General features: G+C 69.8%; 10 protein-coding genes. 3 read left to right on the top strand and 7 right to left on the bottom strand.

The annotated features are described in order from the left end of the window. Nucleotides 1–138 precede the first annotated feature (138 nt). The gene (locus RUR49_RS06025) at nucleotides 139–720 is read left to right on the top strand and encodes a calcium-binding protein (RefSeq protein ID WP_409145468.1); all 582 of its coding nucleotides are present in this window, start codon (nucleotides 139–141) and stop codon (nucleotides 718–720) included. Nucleotides 721–825: 105 nt separating this feature from the next. Here the strand turns inward: RUR49_RS06025 and arfB are convergent, their stop codons facing one another. Beyond that, complete coding sequence (gene arfB, locus RUR49_RS06020) at nucleotides 826–1,254, bottom strand: alternative ribosome rescue aminoacyl-tRNA hydrolase ArfB (RefSeq protein WP_409145467.1); 429 nt, start codon at nucleotides 1,252–1,254, stop codon at nucleotides 826–828. A gap of 438 nt (nucleotides 1,255–1,692) precedes the next feature. Between arfB and RUR49_RS06015 the strand changes: the two genes are divergently transcribed. Together RUR49_RS06015 and RUR49_RS06010 are read left to right on the top strand one after the other, a co-directional pair. Next, nucleotides 1,693–2,646 carry a diguanylate cyclase gene (locus tag RUR49_RS06015; RefSeq protein WP_409145466.1) on the top strand — a complete coding sequence of 318 codons (954 nt, stop codon included), beginning with the start codon at nucleotides 1,693–1,695 and terminating at the stop codon, nucleotides 2,644–2,646. A gap of 107 nt (nucleotides 2,647–2,753) precedes the next feature. Next, nucleotides 2,754–2,945: a CsbD family protein gene (locus RUR49_RS06010; RefSeq protein WP_409145465.1), complete on the top strand. Its 192-nt coding sequence runs from the start codon at nucleotides 2,754–2,756 to the stop codon at nucleotides 2,943–2,945. A 139-nt stretch (nucleotides 2,946–3,084) separates the two neighbouring features. Here the strand turns inward: RUR49_RS06010 and betI are convergent, their stop codons facing one another. The 6 genes from betI to RUR49_RS05980 form a co-directional block, all read right to left on the bottom strand. Next, a complete protein-coding gene (betI, locus tag RUR49_RS06005) occupies nucleotides 3,085–3,801 on the bottom strand; it encodes a transcriptional regulator BetI (protein ID WP_409145464.1) in 717 nt (238 codons plus the stop codon). Continuing rightward, nucleotides 3,798–8,252, bottom strand: coding sequence for a glycogen debranching protein GlgX (gene glgX, locus RUR49_RS06000; protein ID WP_409145463.1), 4,455 nt, complete (start codon nucleotides 8,250–8,252; stop codon nucleotides 3,798–3,800). The genes betI and glgX overlap by 4 nt, the downstream gene beginning before the upstream one ends. Before the next feature lie 14 nt (nucleotides 8,253–8,266). Next, a complete protein-coding gene (glgA, locus tag RUR49_RS05995; protein WP_409145462.1) occupies nucleotides 8,267–9,718 on the bottom strand; it encodes a glycogen synthase GlgA in 1,452 nt (483 codons plus the stop codon). A 63-nt stretch (nucleotides 9,719–9,781) separates the two neighbouring features. Next, nucleotides 9,782–11,047 carry a glucose-1-phosphate adenylyltransferase gene (glgC, locus tag RUR49_RS05990; protein ID WP_409145461.1) on the bottom strand — a complete coding sequence of 422 codons (1,266 nt, stop codon included), beginning with the start codon at nucleotides 11,045–11,047 and terminating at the stop codon, nucleotides 9,782–9,784. A 51-nt stretch (nucleotides 11,048–11,098) separates the two neighbouring features. Further along, complete coding sequence (gene glgB, locus RUR49_RS05985; RefSeq protein WP_409145460.1) at nucleotides 11,099–13,288, bottom strand: 1,4-alpha-glucan branching protein GlgB; 2,190 nt, start codon at nucleotides 13,286–13,288, stop codon at nucleotides 11,099–11,101. Nucleotides 13,289–13,344: 56 nt separating this feature from the next. Continuing rightward, a complete protein-coding gene (locus RUR49_RS05980; protein ID WP_409146338.1) occupies nucleotides 13,345–15,789 on the bottom strand; it encodes a glycogen/starch/alpha-glucan phosphorylase in 2,445 nt (814 codons plus the stop codon). Between the last annotated feature and the right edge of the window lie 121 nt (nucleotides 15,790–15,910).

Here is a 15,910-nt window from a genome sequence, read left to right as displayed (position 1 = left end):
CGCGAGACGGGGCGCGCGCGTCTCTCCAACATCTAATCCCTCTCTTACCGACCTCTAACCGTGCCTTCCCATATGCCCTCCTGACGGCCAGAGCGGCCGGCTGCTCCCCCGGGCGGCGAACGAGCGAGGGTTTATGCGATGGCGCTATCCGACAGCTTCCTGGTCGACGACGAGCTCGACCTTCTGGCCCCGGTGATCCCGACGGCCTCCGTCTACCAGCCGATGTCCTCCGACATCGAGGCGATGGCGGCGATCCGCGGCACCAACGGCAACGACGAGATCGACGGCACCTTCGGCCACGACAAGATCAAGGGCCTCGGCGGCAACGACGAGATCGACGGCGAGCGCGGCAACGACAAGCTGTTCGGCAACGACGGCAATGACGAGCTCGACGGCGACGTCGGCAAGGACAAGCTCAATGGCGGCAAGGGCAACGACGAGCTCGACGGCGGCGCCGGCAACGACAAGCTGATCGGCGGCAGCGGCTCCGACCTGTTCATCTTCGACGACCGCGACGGCAACGACGTCATTCAGGACTTCTCCGGCCAGGACCGCATCGAGATCGACGTCAACGGCGTGCGCGATTTCAACGACCTGACCATCCGCAACAACAAGGACGGCGACGCCGTCGTCAGCTGGGGCGACCCGGACTCCTCGATCACCCTGATCGACGTGGCGAAGAGCAAGCTCGGCACCAGCGACTTCTTCTTCGACGACTGACCGGCATCGACGGGACCGGGCGGCGCGGGAGCCGCCCGGCAGGAAGAACGGGCGGCGCGGGGGCCGCCCGGCACCTCGACCCCTCACGACCGGCCGTCCCGGCGATCATTCCTCGCCCGGACGGCCGCGGTGTTTCTTGATGGTGCCGCGGGCGGATTTCGTCTCGAGGCGCCGCTTCTTGGAGGCGAGCGTCGGCCGCGTCTTGCGCCTGGGTGGCGGCGGCGGCTCTGAGGCCTTCTCGATCAGTGCCGCGAGCCGTGCCCGCGCATCGGCGCGGTTGCGCTCCTGGGTGCGGTGGCTGCGGGCGTTGATGATGAGGACGCCGTCCTGCGTCAGCAGATGACCGCCGAGGACGAGCAGCCGGTCGCGCACCCGCTCCGGCAGCGACGGCGAGCGCGCCACGTCGAAGCGCAGCTCCACCGCCGTCGAGACCTTATTGACGTTCTGTCCGCCCGGCCCCGCCGCCAGCACGAAGCGCTCGGTGAGTTCGCCTTCATCGAGGTCGATCTTCGGTGTGATCTGAATGCGCGCCACGGAACTGCCCTCCGCAGCCGGAGCCGGCCCACGGTCGCGGCCTGAGTAGCGAGGCACGGCGGCCGGCGCAACGGCGCGGGGCCCCGGACACTGGAACACCTGAGGGCGGGGCCAGGCGTCCTGCGACGGCGCTCGGCGCCCGTCTCCGGTTGCAGCGCAGGACGCCAATAAAAATCGAATAAAATGGAACATTGCTAGAATAATTGCGTTACAACGCGCGAGACGTTTTATCGTTCCAAAAATATAAATTATGCCGATTTTAGATTATTTCCCTGCTTTATCGGGATTCTTGCCGCAAGATCGACTTGACTAAATTTTGGTCATATCCCATCTGCGCTCGGCATTGCATGGGTCACGCCGGGGTATCGCGTCCTTGTGCGGGCATTATCGATTTTCCGCAACCGGACTTGCTGTCAGCGTCAACTGGGGGACTGCTGAATGAGGGATGCCATGCTGGACGGCGGCTTCGCAGTCGCCGTCATCGATGCACTCACCTCCCACATCTGCGTCGTGGACCGGGACGGCGTCATCGTCGCGGTGAACCAGACGTGGAAGGATTTCACCGCGGCCAATTCCAACGGCAAGACGATCGACCACATCGGCGTCAGCTATCTCGACGTCTGCCGATCCTCGACGGGGCTCGCCGCGCTCGAGGCGCCGGAATTTCTGAAGGGGCTGCGGGCCGTGCTGCGGGGCGACGACGAGCTCTTCCAGATCGAGTACCCCTGTCACTCCCCGACGGAACTGCGCTGGTTCCTGGCGCGCGTCAGCCCCCTGCGCCGCCGGGACTCCCCGGTGACCGAAGGGGCGGTCGTCTCCCACATGAACATCACCGACCGAAAGCTCGTCGAACTGGACGTCGCCCGTCTGGCGGCGACGGATGCCCTGACGGGCATTCCGAACCGCCGCTTCTTCGACGAGTTCTCGGCGATCGAGTTCTCGCGCGTGCAGCGGTTCGGTGAGCCGCTGTCCGTGCTGATGATCGACCTCGATCATTTCAAGGTCATCAACGACGAGAACGGCCACCCTGCCGGAGACGAGGTGCTCCGCAAGGTCGCGATGGTCGGCTTCCATGTGCTGCGCGCCTGCGATGCGCTGGCGCGCATCGGGGGAGAGGAATTCGTCTGCCTGCTGCCCGGCACGGACGCCGCGGGGGCTCGGGTCGCGGCCGAGAAGCTGCGGCTGGAGATCGAGCAGCTGTCGATCAAGGTCGGCCAGGACACGCTGAGCGTCACGGCGAGCATCGGCGTCGGCGCCGTCTGCCCCGGCGATACCTCCATCTCCGACGCCATGCGGCGCGCCGACGAAGCCCTCTACCTCGCCAAGTCCGCCGGCCGGAACTGCGTCCGTGTTCAGCCCGACTGCACGACGGAGCACCCGTCCCCGGCTTGAGGCGGCGAGCGAGGTCGATCGCAACAGCGACGCTGGAACCATCCCGCCGGCTCCGCCGTTCTTATACCGAGCGCAACGGGGCGCGTTTTTCGAGAGGAGTTTTGATCATGGGTAGCACTGGCGACAAGGTCAAAGGGATGACCAACGAGGCCGTCGGCAACGTCAAGCAGGCCGCTGGCCGCGCCATGGACAATCCGAAGATGGAAGTCGAAGGCGCGCTGCAGGAGCGCAAGGGCGAAGCTCAGCAGCTGAAGGGCGATGCCAAGGACGCGATCAAGAAGACTGTCGACCGCGCCTGATGAACATCCGGATCGAATGATCCGCGAAGGGGCCATCGGAGAAATCCGGTGGCCCTTTTTCGTATGGGGCGCCCGTGCCGTTGCACTCGGCCGGGGCGGCGACCGTGCAAGCGGGCGCCTCTCCCGATCCTGTCCGCCCTCAGGCGCGCACGCGTGGCTCCACCGCCCCGGCGAGCAGCGCATCGACGAACGCCTCGACGATGCGGATCGCCTCTTCGGCCGAGAACGTCGTCGGGTCGAGGCAGAGCTCCAGCCACAAGCCGTCGAGGAGCGCCGTCAGCGCCAGCGCCGCCCGCTCCGCCTCGATCGACCGGCCCTCTGACACCGCCGCGGCGGCGAGCATGGCGGCGAGGCGGGACCGGTAGGCCGAATAGATTTCGCCGTGCAGCGCGCGGATCTCCGGATCGCGCCGGACCCGGCCCCAGAACGCCAGCCACGTCGCCAGCAGGTCGCCGTCGAGCAGCGGCGGCGCGAAGCTCGCCTTGACGAAGGCCGAGAGCCGCCCGCGCGGGTCCGCCGGCGCCTGCGCGAGCGCCGTCTCGATCGCTTCCGACACCGTCTCGCCGACATGGCGATAGGTCGCCGCGATCAGGCCGTCGATGCCGCCGAAATGGTGGCGGATCAGCCCGGGCGTGACCCCCGCCCGCGCCGCGACGGCGCGCACGGTGGCCGCTCCGACGCCGTCCTCGGCGAGGCAGGCGGCGGCGGCCCGCATCATCTCGGCGCGGCGCACCTCCGGCAGTTCGCGGGTGAAGCGCGCGCGGGGCCCGGCGGATGGCTGGCCGGGCGCGCGAGACTCGTCCGGCGCGGCTTCAGCCGACGTTTGCGTCGGTGCCCGCCGGGACGGCGTCGTCACGATGGCCCCGCGTCGCCCTTCACACCGTCGCGCCGGGAGACGACGGCGGCGATGCGGGCCGGGATGGTGCTTTCGGCCATGTCCTCGACGCTCATCGACAGCCGCCGGCGCCAGTTCGGCCGCTCGCGATCGGTGCCGGGCTTGTTCAGCGGCTCGGTCTCGCCGGTGAGGTCGTCGACCTGCAGGGTGACGAGCCGCGACGGCGTCTCGGCGAGGAAGGCGTGCACACCGTCGACCACCGCCGCGGTGTCGGTCGTCTCGGCCGTGACGCCCTCGACGCCGGCGTCTTCCAGTGCGGTGGCGAGCCGGAGCCGCTCGAGTGCCCGGAAGGCCTGCGCCGCCGGCAGGTCGGCGGGCGTGATGCGGCCGATGGCGACGTCGATCGCGAGGTCGGAGCCGGTCCACAGCGCCGGGATCGGCGGCAGGTCGTGGCTGGAAGCGGAGGCGACCGCGTCGACCGGATATGACGACGGCGGCCGGAAGCCGGTCGCGTCCTGCTCGAACGGCACCACCCGGTAGGACAGCACGCCGCTCGCCGCGAGCTTCTCTCGGAAGCCCTCCGGCACGGTGCCGAGGTCCTCGCCGACGACGGCGCATTGCGCCCGCACGCTTTCCAGCGCCAGCACGCCGAGGAGGTCATCGACCGGATAGGCGACGTAGGTGCCCTCCATCGCCTTCATGCCCTCCGGCACGAGGAACAGCCGCGTCAGCGCCATCGCGTGGTCGATGCGCAGGAGGCCGGCGTGGCGCATGTTGGCGGCGAGCAGCGCCTGGAAGCCGGCATAGCCGGTCTCGGCCATGCGCAGCGGGTCCGGCGCCGGCAGGTCCCAAACCTGGCCGTCCTCGGTGAAGGGGTCCGGCGGCGCGCCCACCGAGACGCCGGTGACGAGGTCGTCGGCCGCCGCCCATGCCTCCGCTCCCGCCGGCGAGGAGCCGACGGCGAGGTCGCGGTAGAGGCCGCAGGAGAGGCCGGCGGCGCGCATCTCGGCGGTCGCGGCGGCGAGCTGGCGGTCGGCGAGCCACTGCAGGTGCAGCGCGAAGCCGACGCGGTCGGCATTGGCGGCGGCGAACGCCGCGACCGCCGGGCTCGCGTGGTGGCGCAGCGCCTCCGGCCACGCCGGCCAGCCCGCGTCCGGTCGGCTCTCGGCGATCGCCTCGAAGACGGCGAAGCGGCGCAGCGCCTCGCCACCGGACGCGACGAAAGCGGCGCGTTCGCGCACCAGCGGGTCCTCCACCGGCCGTCGGCGGAATGTCTGGTAGGCCGCCTCCAGCGCCACACGCTTGGCCGCTCGCACGGCCGGATAGTCGACGAGCGGGGCGGCCGGCACGGCCGGCAGCGCCGAGGCGTCCGGCACCTTCGCGAGGTCGAGATAGAGCCAGTCGAGGAAGTGGCGGTCGTTGCCGTGATAGGGGCTCGCCTGGTCCGGCTGCACGGCCGAGAGCGCGTGCAGCGGGTTGATGCCGACCGTCACCGCCCCGGCGCCGGCGGCGAGCCGGCCGAGCATCGACAGCGCGGTGAAGTCGCCGATGCCGGCGTCACCGTTGCGGCGGACGGCGTAGAGGTGGGTGGCGAGGCCGACGGCCTTGTGGTCGCCGGCGAGCGCCGGCGGCAGGTAGCAGCGGCGCGGGGCGATAATCACCCGGCACGACACCGCACCGTCCTCGGTGACGAGACGGTGGACGCCGACCGGCAGCGGCGGCAGCGGCACGCGCACACGCTCGACACCGCGGCCGTCGGCGGCGAGCGCGGTGATGCGCGGCGCGTCGAGGCCGATCAGCAGCGGCTGCGTGACGCCGTCGGCGCGCTCCAGCACCAGCGCGCGCGGCGCCGGGGCGGCGATGGTGAGGGTGGCGGGCTCACCGTCGCGGGCGACGACGACCGGCGGCAGCCGGCGGCGGTCGCGGCGCTCGGCGAGCCGCGCCAGGCTCGCTCGTGCGTCGGCAGTGGAGGTCGCGGGCAGGCGCATGGCGGCGAGGATCGCCTGCTTCGCCTCGACGCCGACGACGTGGCGGTTGCCGGAAACGTCCCACCAGAACGGCGCAAGGCCGGCCGCCGCCGCGAGCCGGTCGAGCACGCCGGTCTCGATGCGGGCGGGCACGATGGTGGGCGCCGGCGGGGCGGGCGGAGGGGCAGGAGCGGGCGGGGTGGCGGCTTCACCACCCTCCCCGGCGCCCCGCTCGGGAGTGGGATCCGGCGCAGTCGGCTCGGGCGAGGCGCCCTCCCCTGCCACAGCGGAGGCTGACGGCAGATCGTGATCTGTGATCAATGATCCCGATTCCGGCGCCGCGACTGGAGCCTCCGACGGGGCCTCTTCCGCGGTCACCGGAGCGACCACGGTCAACGGCTCCAAGGCCCTGGTTTCACTCTGTTTCACGCTCTCAAGCAGCACCACGGCACTGCGCGCGGCGACCGGCACCGTCGCGAGCCCGTCGTAGCGGCGCGCCATGGACGCCTCATCCGGCGCGGCGGAATCGGCCGCCACACACCAGATGGAGCCCTCGTCGACGTCCGGCACCACCACATCGAGGGGCTCCGGGCCTGCGTGCAGCACCACGACGGCACGGTCGGCGGCGCGGCCGTCTGTGGCGGGCGCATAATAGGCGGCGATCAGCGTGCGGTTGTCACCACTCTCCCAGTCCGACGGCGCCATCGGTGCGCCGGCGGGGGTGCGCCACTCGACATCGACGATGCCGCTGTCGTCGACCGGCGCGCCGGTGAGGAAGCGGTCGGCGGAGAGCGCCGGGTTGTCGGCGCGCAGCCGCACCAGCCGCCCGACGAAGGCGGCGAGGCCGTGGTCGGCGGTTCCCCAGTCGATCCACGACAGCGGCCCGTCCTGGCAATAGGCGTTGTTGTTGCCGCCTTGTGTTCGGCCGAGCTCGTCGCCCATCGCGATCATCGGCGCGCCGCGGGAGACGAGCAGCGTCGTCAGCAGCGCCCGCACGTCGCCCTTGCGGGCCGCACCGATCGCCGGGTCGTCGCTCGGGCCCTCGACGCCGTGGTTCCAGGAATGGTTCTCGCCGTGGCCGTCGCGGTTGTCCTCGCCGTTCGCCGCGTTGTGCTTCTGCTCGTAGGAGACGAGGTCGGCGAGCGAGAAGCCGTCGTGGGCGGCGAGGAAGTCGACGCTCGAGGACGGCCGGCGATGCCGCCCGGCGAAGACGTCGGCGGATCCGGCGAGGCGAGTGGCGAGCTCGCCGACGGTCCATTGGTCGCCGCGCCAGAAGCGGCGGACGGTGTCGCGGTACTTGTCGTTCCACTCGCCCCAGCGCGCCGGCAGACTGCCGAGCTGGTAGCCGCCGGGGCCGATGTCCCAGGGCTCGGCGACGATGCGCAGGGTGCGCAGCAGCGGGTCCTGCTCGATCGCCTGGTAGAGCGGCGCCGCCGGATCGAAGCCGTCCGCGCGGCGGCCGAGGGTGGCGCCGAGGTCGAAGCGGAAGCCGTCGACGCCGGCCTCCACCGCCCAGTGGCGCAGCGTGTCCATGGCGAGGCGCAACACCGCCGGCCGGTCGAGGGCGAGCGTGTTGCCGCAGCCGGTATCGTCGATCAGGCCGCCGGGACGGTCGCCGCCGTGGCGGAAGTAGAGCGCCGAATCGAGCCCGCGCAGCGACACCGTCGGCCCGAACGCGTCGCCCTCGCCGGTGTGGTTGAGGACGACGTCGAGGATGACCGAAATCCCGGCCGCGTGCAGGGCGTCGACCGTGGCGCGCACCTCGACCATGCCGCCGGGGGCGAGGCGCGGATCGGGGGCCAGCAGCGCGACGGGGTTGTAGCCCCAGTAGTTCGTCAGTCCGAGCCGGACGAGGTGGCGCTCGTCGATCCACGCCGACAGCGGCATCAGCTCGACGGTGCCGACACCGAGCCTGACGAGATGATCGATCGCCGCCGGATGCGCGAGGCCCGCCATGGTGCCGCGGATCGGCTCGGGGATGTCCGGATGGGTCTTCGTGAAGCCGCGGACGTGGAGTTCGTAAACGACGTCACTGGCGCTGCGCCGGCCCTGCCGCGACGGCAGCTCATCCGAACCGCCCGCCTGCACGATCGCCTTCGGCATGACGGCCGCGCTGTCGGCGTCGTCGCGCTCGACGCGGCCGTCGACGGTGCGGTCGAACATCGCCGGGTCGAGGCGGAAGGGGCGATCGAGGGCGGTGGCGTAGGGGTCGACGAGGAGCTTCGCCGGGTTGAAGCGGTGGCCGTTCGCAAAATCGAACGGGCCGTCGGCACGCAGGCCGTAGCGGGTGCCGGGCGGCACATCCGGCACGAAGCCATGGAAGACGTCACCGGTACGCTCGGGCAGCGCGATGCGGTCGGTCTCGATCTCGCCGTCGGCGTCGAACAGGCAGAGCTCGATGCGGGTCGCATTCTGCGAAACGACGGCGACGTTGACGCCGCCGTCCTCTGCCGTCACTCCGAGCGGCTCCGGGCGGCCTTCGCCCAAGCGTCCACGCTGCACCATCGGGATTGCCAGCCTCAGCCTCTGGAGCGCCGCTCGAGGACGTCGTGGAAGAGCCCGGCATAGCGTTTCGCCGGGCCGCTCCAGCCGACCTCCGTCGCCATCGCAGCCCGCTGCACGCCGCGCCAGGCGTCGCGGTCGCGCCAGAGGGCGGCGAGGCGCAACAGCGCCATCTCCAGCGCCGGCCGGCTCGTCGGCGAGAACAGGATGCCGGTGCCGGCGCCGGCGGCGAGCGCCATCTCGTTGGCGTCGACGATGGTGTCGGAGAGGCCACCGACGCGGGCGGCGAGCGGCAGGGCGCCGTAGCGGAGCGCACAGAGCTGCGTCAGCCCGCACGGCTCGAAGCGCGAGGGCACCAGGATGGCGTCGGCACCGCCCTGGATCAGGTGGGCGAGGGATTCGTCGTAGCCGAGCCGGCAGCCGACGCGGCCGGGATGCAGGCTGGCGGCATGGCCGAAGGCGGCCTCGAGCGCCGGCTCCCCGGAGCCGAGCACGGCCAGTTGCATGCCCTGGGAAAGAACGAAGGGCAGCGCCTCGGCGAGCATGTCCATGCCCTTCTGCCAAGTGAGGCGACTGACGACGCCGAGGACCGGCGTGTCGCTCTGCACCTCCAGCCCGAAGCGCGCCTGCAGCTCCGCGCGGTTGCGCTCGCGCTTGCCGAGGTGGCGGCGGCTGTAGGCGGCAACGAGGTGGTCGTCGGACGTCGGGTCCCAGACCTTCGTGTCGATGCCGTTGAGGATGCCGGTGACGGTCGCCGCGCGGTCGCGCAGCAGGCCGTCGAGGCCCATGCCGTACCCGGCCGTCATGATCTCGAGCGCATAGCCGGGCGAGACGGTGGTGATGTGGTCGGCATAGGCGAGGCCCGCCTTCAGGAAGCCGATGTCGCCATAGTACTCCAGCCCGCCGATGTGGAAGGCGCTCGCCGGCAGGCCGAGCTCGCCCAGCAGATAGGCCGGGTACTGTCCCTGGAAGGCGAGGTTGTGGATGGTCATCACGGTCGGGATGCGGACGCCGGTGAAGGCGAACAGCGCCGGCACGAGGCCCGCCTGCCAGTCGTGGCAGTGGAAGAGGTCCGGCGGCTCGTCGCCGGCACCATGCGCGAGCTGGACGGCGGCATGCGCCAGCGCAGCGAAGCGGACCGGGTTGTCGGGCCAGTCGGCGCCGGTCGGGTCGGCGTAGGGACCGCCGGGCCGATCGTAGAGGGCGGGGTTGTCGAGGACGGCGAGCTCGAGATCGCCGGCGCGCGCGAGCAGGATCCGCGCCGGCCCGCCGACGAGGCCCTCCAAGGGCACCACCTTGCGGGTGCGCTCGAGCGCGGCGATGACGGCGGGGTAGCCCGGCACGAGGGTGCGCACCGACACGCCCTCCCCCGCGAGCGCCGCCGGCAGCGCGCCCACGACGTCGGCGAGCCCACCGGTCTTTACCAGCGGGAAGATCTCCGAGGACACCGCGATGACGGACAGGCTCATGGCGAGGGGCTCACGGCGAGGGCTCGGAGGGGGTTGGTGCGGTCGGCTGTCGACGCCAGTCTATCAGACCCCGAGCCGATCGATCATCGGCTGCGTGATCAGCACGACGCCACGCTCGGTGCGGCGGAAGCGCCGGCCGTCCTCCTCCGGATCCTCGCCGACGACGAGACCGTCCGGGATCTTGACGTTGGCATCGACGACGCAGCCGCGCAGGCGCGCGCCCCGCCCGACATCGACGTTCGGCAGGATCACCGAGTAGTCGACGTCGGCATAGGAATGCAGATGCACACCGGTCGAGAGCAGCGTTTTGTGGATGCGCGCCCCGGAGATGATGCAGCCGCCGGCCACCAGCGAGGACACGCCCATGCCGCGGCGGCCGTCCTCGTCGTGGACGAACTTCGCCGGCGGGGTGATCTCCGAATAGGTCCAGATCGGCCAGTCGCGGTCGTAGATGTCGAGCGACGGCACCACCTCTGTAAGATCGAGGTTGGCGTCGTAGTAGGCGTCGATGGTGCCGACGTCGCGCCAGTAGGAACCGGGCTCGGAGGGCGAGCGCACGCACGACTTCGAGAAGCGGTGGGCGACGGCGGTGGCGTTCTCGACGAGGAAGGGAATGATGTCCTTGCCGAAGTCGTGCGCCGAGTTCGGGTCCTCGGCATCGCGGCGCAGCTGGTCGAACAGCAGCTTCCGCGAGAAGACGTAGATGCCCATGCTGGCGAGCGACAGCCCCGGCTGGCCGGGAATCTCCGGCGGGTTCGCGGGCTTCTCGAGGAACGAGATGATGCGGTCGTTCTCGTCGACGTGCATGACGCCGAAGGCCGTCGCCTCGGCCTGCGGGACCTCGACGCAGGCGACCGTCACGTCGGCGCCCTCGGCGACGTGCTGGTCCAGCATCTTCTCGTAGTCCATCTTGTAGACGTGGTCGCCGGCCAGGATGATGAGATATTCCGGCTCGTAGCCCTCGATGATGTCGAGGTTCTGGTAGACCGCATCCGCCGTGCCCGCATACCAGCGGTCCTCAGACACGCGCTGGCTCGCCGGCAGGATGTCGAACCCCTCGTTGCGCTCCTGGCGCAGGAAGTTCCAGCCGCGGTTCAAATGGCGGATCAGGCTGTGCGCCTTGTACTGCGTCGCCACCGCCATGCGCCGGACGCCGGAGTTCAGCGCGTTCGACAGCGCGAAGTCGATGATGCGCGTCTTGCCGCCGAAATAGACCGCGGGCTTCGCACGGTTGTCGGTCAGTTCGAGCAGGCGGCTGCCGCGCCCCCCTGCCAGAACGTAGGCCATCGCCGAACGGGCGAGCGGCGCATGCTGTCGCTTTTCCGACATCCATCCTCCCTAGCGCCGGTTCTCTGACCGGCGCTCGTCATTCAAATCCGCTCAGTCCTCCGCGGGCGCGAGCCACAGCGTCGACAGCGGCGGCAACGTCAGATCGGCGCTCGCCGGCCAACCGTGCGCCGCTTCCTCGCGTGCCTCGATCACACCGAGATTTCCCCAACCCCCACCGCCGTAGTGGGTTGCATCGGTGTTGAGGATTTCCCTCCAGCGCCCCGCCCACGGCAGTCCGACACGGTAACCGGATCGGGGCACCGGCGTGAAGTTGCAGACGACGAGAACGGGCCGGGAATCGCCACCGCCGAAGCGCAGCCAGGCGAACACCGACTGCTCGTTGTCGCTCACCACCACCCAGCGGAAGCCATCCGGCTCGGAATCGAGGCGGTGCAGCGCCGGCTCGGCGACGAGGCGGGTGTTGAGATCCCGCACCAGGCTCTGGATGCCGCGGTGGCGCTCGTCGTGCAGCAGCCACCAGTCGAGCTCGGCCGAGAAATTCCACTCGCGGATCTGGGCGAACTCCTGTCCCATGAACAGGAGCTTCTTGCCAGGGAAGCCCCACATGGCGCCGTAGTAGGCACGCAGCGTCGCCCGCTTCTGCCAGTCGTCGCCCGACATCTTGCCGTAGAGCGAGCCCTTCCCGTGCACGACCTCGTCGTGGGAGAGCGGCAGCACGAAGTTCTCGGCGAAGGCGTAGACCAGCGCGAAGGTCATCTCGCTGTGATGCCAGCGGCGGTGGATCGCCTCGTGCTTCATGTAGTCGAGGGTGTCGTGCATCCACCCCATGTTCCACTTGAAGCCGAAGCCGAGGCCGCCGAGGTAGGCGGGGCGCGAGACGCCGGGCCAGGAGGTCGATTCCTCCGCCACCGTGAAGGTGCCGGGAAAGCGGCCGTAGACGACCTCGTTGAGGCGACGCAGGAAGTCGATCGCCTCGAGGTTCTCGCGGCCGCCGAACTTGTTCGGCAGCCACTGCCCGGCCTCGCGCGAGTAGTCGAGGTAGAGCATGGAGGCGACGGCATCCACCCGCAGCGCGTCGACGTGGTAGCGGTCGAGCCAGAACAGGGCGTTGGCGTAGAGGGTGTTCGCCACCTCGACACGGCCGAAGTTGTAGATCGCCGTGTTCCAGTCGGGGTGGAAGCCGAGGCGCGGGTCGGCATGCTCGTAAAGCGCCGTGCCGTCGAAGTGCGACAGGCCGTGCACGTCGGTCGGGAAGTGCGCCGGCACCCAGTCGAGGATGACGCCGATGCCGGCATTGTGCAGCCGGTCGACGAGGCGCGCGAAGCCCGCCGGCTCGCCGAAGCGGCTCGTCGGCGCGAATAGGCCGATCGGCTGGTAGCCCCACGAATCGTCGAGCGGATGCTCGTTGACCGGCAGGAACTCGACGTGGGTGAAGCCCATGTCGGCGACATAGGGGACGAGGCTGTCGGCGATCTCGTCATAGGTCTGGAAGCGCCAGCCGTCGGCGCGGCGCCACGAGCCGAGGTGCACCTCGTAGATCGACATCGGCGTCTTGCGCGGCTCCTGGGCGGCGCGCCGCTCCATCCACGCCTCGTCGGTCCAGACGAAGTCGTCGGTGCGCCGCACCACCGAGGCGGTGCCCGGGCGGAACTCCGCGCCGAAGCCGACGGGATCGGCCTTCAGCGGCAAGAGCGCGCCGTTGTCGCCGACGATCTCGTACTTGTAGACGGTGCCCTCGCCGAGGCCGGGCACGAAAATCTCCCAGACACCGGTGTCGACGCGGCGGCGCATGACGTGGCGGCGGCCGTCCCAGGCGTTGAAGTCGCCGACCACCGAGACGCGGCGGGCGTTCGGGGCCCAGACGGCGAAGTGCACGCCGTCGACGCCCTCGTGCTCGATCTCGTGGGCGCCGAGCTTGTCGTAGAGGCGCTCGTGGGTGCCCTCGACGATCAGCCAGTCGTCCATCGCGCCCAGCACGGGGGCGAAGCCGTAGGGGTCCTCCACCGTCCAGTCGCCGCCGGCGTTGCCGGCGGCCAGAACGTAGCGGCCGAGATCGTACTGGCGGGTGAGGACGCCCTCGAAGACGCCGCCGTCGTGGCGGCGCTCGAGAGTGCCGAGGGGCTCGCCGTCCGGGGTCATCACCGCCAGGCGCTCGGCGCCGGGAACGAAGGCGCGCACCAGCGTGCGGCCGCGCTCCAGGCGATGGCGCCCCAGCACGGCGAACGGATCGCCGTGTTCGCCCGATGCGATCAAGGCGATCTCGTCGTCGGGCAAACGCATGGGACTCCCTTCCTGGCCGTCGCTCAGCGCGACGGCATCACACTACAGTTTTCGCACTAGCGCGACGGCATCGCGTTCCAGATTTCCGTCGCGTACTCGCGGATCGTCCGGTCGGACGAGAACCAGCCGACGCTCGCGGTGTTGGTGATCGCCCGCCGCCACCACCCGCTCGGATCCCGCCAGTCGCGCGACACGCGGACCTGTGTCTTGCGATAGGCCTCGAAGTCGGCGGTGACGAGGAAGTAGTCGTGGTGGCGCAGCATGTCGACGAGCCCGTGGTAGCGGGTCGGCTCGTCCGGCGAGAAGACGCCCGAGCCGATCGCCTCGATGACTTCCTCGAGATAGGGCATTGAGGCGATCGTCTCCGTCGCATCGATGCCCTGGGACCGTCGTTCCGCCACTTCCTCCGCTGTCAGTCCGAAGATGTAGATGTTGTCGGCTCCGACGCGCTCGAGGATTTCGACGTTGGCACCGTCGAGGGTGCCGATGGTGAGTGCCCCGTTCAACGCGAACTTCATGTTGCCGGTTCCCGACGCCTCCATTCCGGCGGTGGAAATCTGCTCCGACAGGTCGGCGGCGGGGATGACGATCTCGGCGAGCGAGACGTTGTAGTTCGGCAGGAAGACGACCTTCAGCAGGCCGCGCACCGTCGGGTCGGAGTTGACGACGCGGGCGACGTCGTTGGCGAGCTTGATGATCATCTTCGCCATGTGATAGCTCGCGGCCGCCTTGCCGCTGAAGATCTTCACCCGTGGCCGCCAGTCATGCTGCGGCTGCGCCCGGATCGCCTGGTAGAACGACACCGTCTCCAGGATGTTGAGCAGCTGCCGCTTGTACTCGTGGATGCGCTTGATGTGGACGTCGAACATGGCGTCGGGGTCGAGCGTCACGCCGAGGCGCTTCTTGACGCGCTCCGCCAGGATGACCTTCTTGGCGCGGCGCGCGGCGGCATATTTTTCCTGGAACGAGGCGTCGTCGGCGAACTTGTTCAGCTCGGACAGCGCCTCGTAGTCGTCGAGGAAGCGCTCGCCGATCGCCTCGGCGATCAGCTCCGTCAGCGGGGCGTTCGCCTGGTAGAGCCAGCGGCGGAAGGTGATGCCGTTGGTCTTGTTGGTGATGCGGTCCGGGAAGAGCTTGTGCAGGTCGCCGAAGACGGTCTGGCGCATCAGCTCGGTGTGCAGCGCCGAGACGCCGTTGACCTTGTGGGAGCCGATGAAGGCGAGGTTGCCCATGCGGACGCGGCGGACGTTGCCCTCCTCGATCAGCGACACCGACGACAGGAAGTGGTTGTCGTCGTGGCCCTCGGTGCGGGCCTCGTCGAGATGGCCGGCGTTGATCAGGTAGATGATCTGCATGTGGCGCGGCAGCAGCCGCTCCATCAGCGGCACCGGCCAGGTCTCGAGCGCCTCCGGCAAAAGGGTGTGGTTGGTGTAGGAGAGCGTCGCGCGGGTGATCGCCCACGCCCGCTCCCACTCCACGGCGTGCTCGTCGACGAGGAGCCGCATCAACTCGGCGACGGCGATCGAGGGGTGGGTGTCGTTCAGCTGCACTGCGACATAGTCGGGCAGCTGGTCGAGCGTCAGGTCCTGCTGGGTGTGGCGACGGATGATGTCCTGCAGCGAGGCGGAGGTGAAGAAGAACTCCTGGCGCAGGCGGAGCTCCAGGCCCTCGGGCGTCTGGTCGCTCGGATAGAGCACCTTGGAGATCGTCTCCGCCCGGACCGTGCCCGACAGGGCGCCGACATAGTTGCCGCGGTTGAACTCGTCGAGGCGGATCGTCTCCTTCGACTTCGCCGACCAGAGCCTGAGCGTGTTGCAGTGCTTGCCGCGCCAGCCGATGACCGGCGTGTCGAAGCCGACGGCCTCGATCACCTCGCCCGGGTTCCACTTGCGGGCGTGCAGGTCCTCGTCGCCCGGCTCGGCGGTGACGGTGCCGCCGAAGCCGATGTCATAGGTGACCTCGGGCCGCTTGAACTCCCACGGGCAGCCGTTGACGAGCCAGTCCTCGGGCAGCTCGACCTGCCAGCCGTCGTGGATGAGCTGGCGGAACAGGCCGTTCTCGTAGCGGATGCCGAAACCGAAGGCTGGCACGCCCAGCGTCGCCATGCTCTCCATGAAGCAGGCGGCGAGCCGGCCGAGGCCGCCGTTGCCGAGCGCCGCATCGGGCTCGAGGCGGCGCAGCTTCTCGAAGTCGATGCCGAGGCTCGCGAGCGCGTCCGTCACCGGCTCGACCTGGCCGAGATTGCTGATCGAATCGAGCAGCAGCCGGCCGATGAGGAACTCGAGCGAGAGGTAGTAGACCCGCTTCTGCTGCTGCCGATAGGTCTTGCGCGTGGAATCCATCCACCGCTCGATGATGCGATCGCGCACGGCGAGCGCGGTGGCGACGAACCAGTCGTGCTCTTCCGCGTGCTCCGGGTCCTTGCCGACCTCGTAGAAGAGCTTCGCGACGATGCGCGAGCGCCACGCCTCCTGGTCGACGATGGAGGACGACTGCGTCATCGCCGAGCGCACCCGCTCGCCCGCACCGTTCTTGATGTTCTCCGCCGATTCCTGCTGCACCCCGATACCCTCCAGGCTTTCAACGAAGACGCGCGCCCAGCATTTCGTGCTTCAGCGGTGG

The organism is Pseudoxanthobacter sp. M-2, from assembly GCF_046156265.1.
Classification (GTDB): Bacteria; Pseudomonadota; Alphaproteobacteria; order Rhizobiales; family Segnochrobactraceae; genus CAMDHY01.
This window is presented reverse-complemented; position numbering and strand designations above follow the sequence as displayed.

What these genes read in the sequence shown, in the direction of transcription:
- RUR49_RS06025 (WP_409145468.1), top strand. Translation starts at nt 139, where the DNA reads ATGGCGCTATCCGACAGCTTCCTGGTCGACGACGAGCTCGACCTTCTG.
- RUR49_RS06015 (WP_409145466.1), top strand. Translation starts at nt 1,693, where the DNA reads ATGAGGGATGCCATGCTGGACGGCGGCTTCGCAGTCGCCGTCATCGAT.
- RUR49_RS06010 (WP_409145465.1), top strand. Translation starts at nt 2,754, where the DNA reads ATGGGTAGCACTGGCGACAAGGTCAAAGGGATGACCAACGAGGCCGTC.
- glgX (WP_409145463.1), bottom strand. Translation starts at nt 8,252, where the DNA reads ATGGTGCAGCGTGGACGCTTGGGCGAAGGCCGCCCGGAGCCGCTCGGA.
- glgA (WP_409145462.1), bottom strand. Translation starts at nt 9,718, where the DNA reads ATGAGCCTGTCCGTCATCGCGGTGTCCTCGGAGATCTTCCCGCTGGTA.
- glgC (WP_409145461.1), bottom strand. Translation starts at nt 11,047, where the DNA reads ATGTCGGAAAAGCGACAGCATGCGCCGCTCGCCCGTTCGGCGATGGCC.
- glgB (WP_409145460.1), bottom strand. Translation starts at nt 13,288, where the DNA reads ATGCGTTTGCCCGACGACGAGATCGCCTTGATCGCATCGGGCGAACAC.
- RUR49_RS05980 (WP_409146338.1), bottom strand. Translation starts at nt 15,789, where the DNA reads ATGACGCAGTCGTCCTCCATCGTCGACCAGGAGGCGTGGCGCTCGCGC.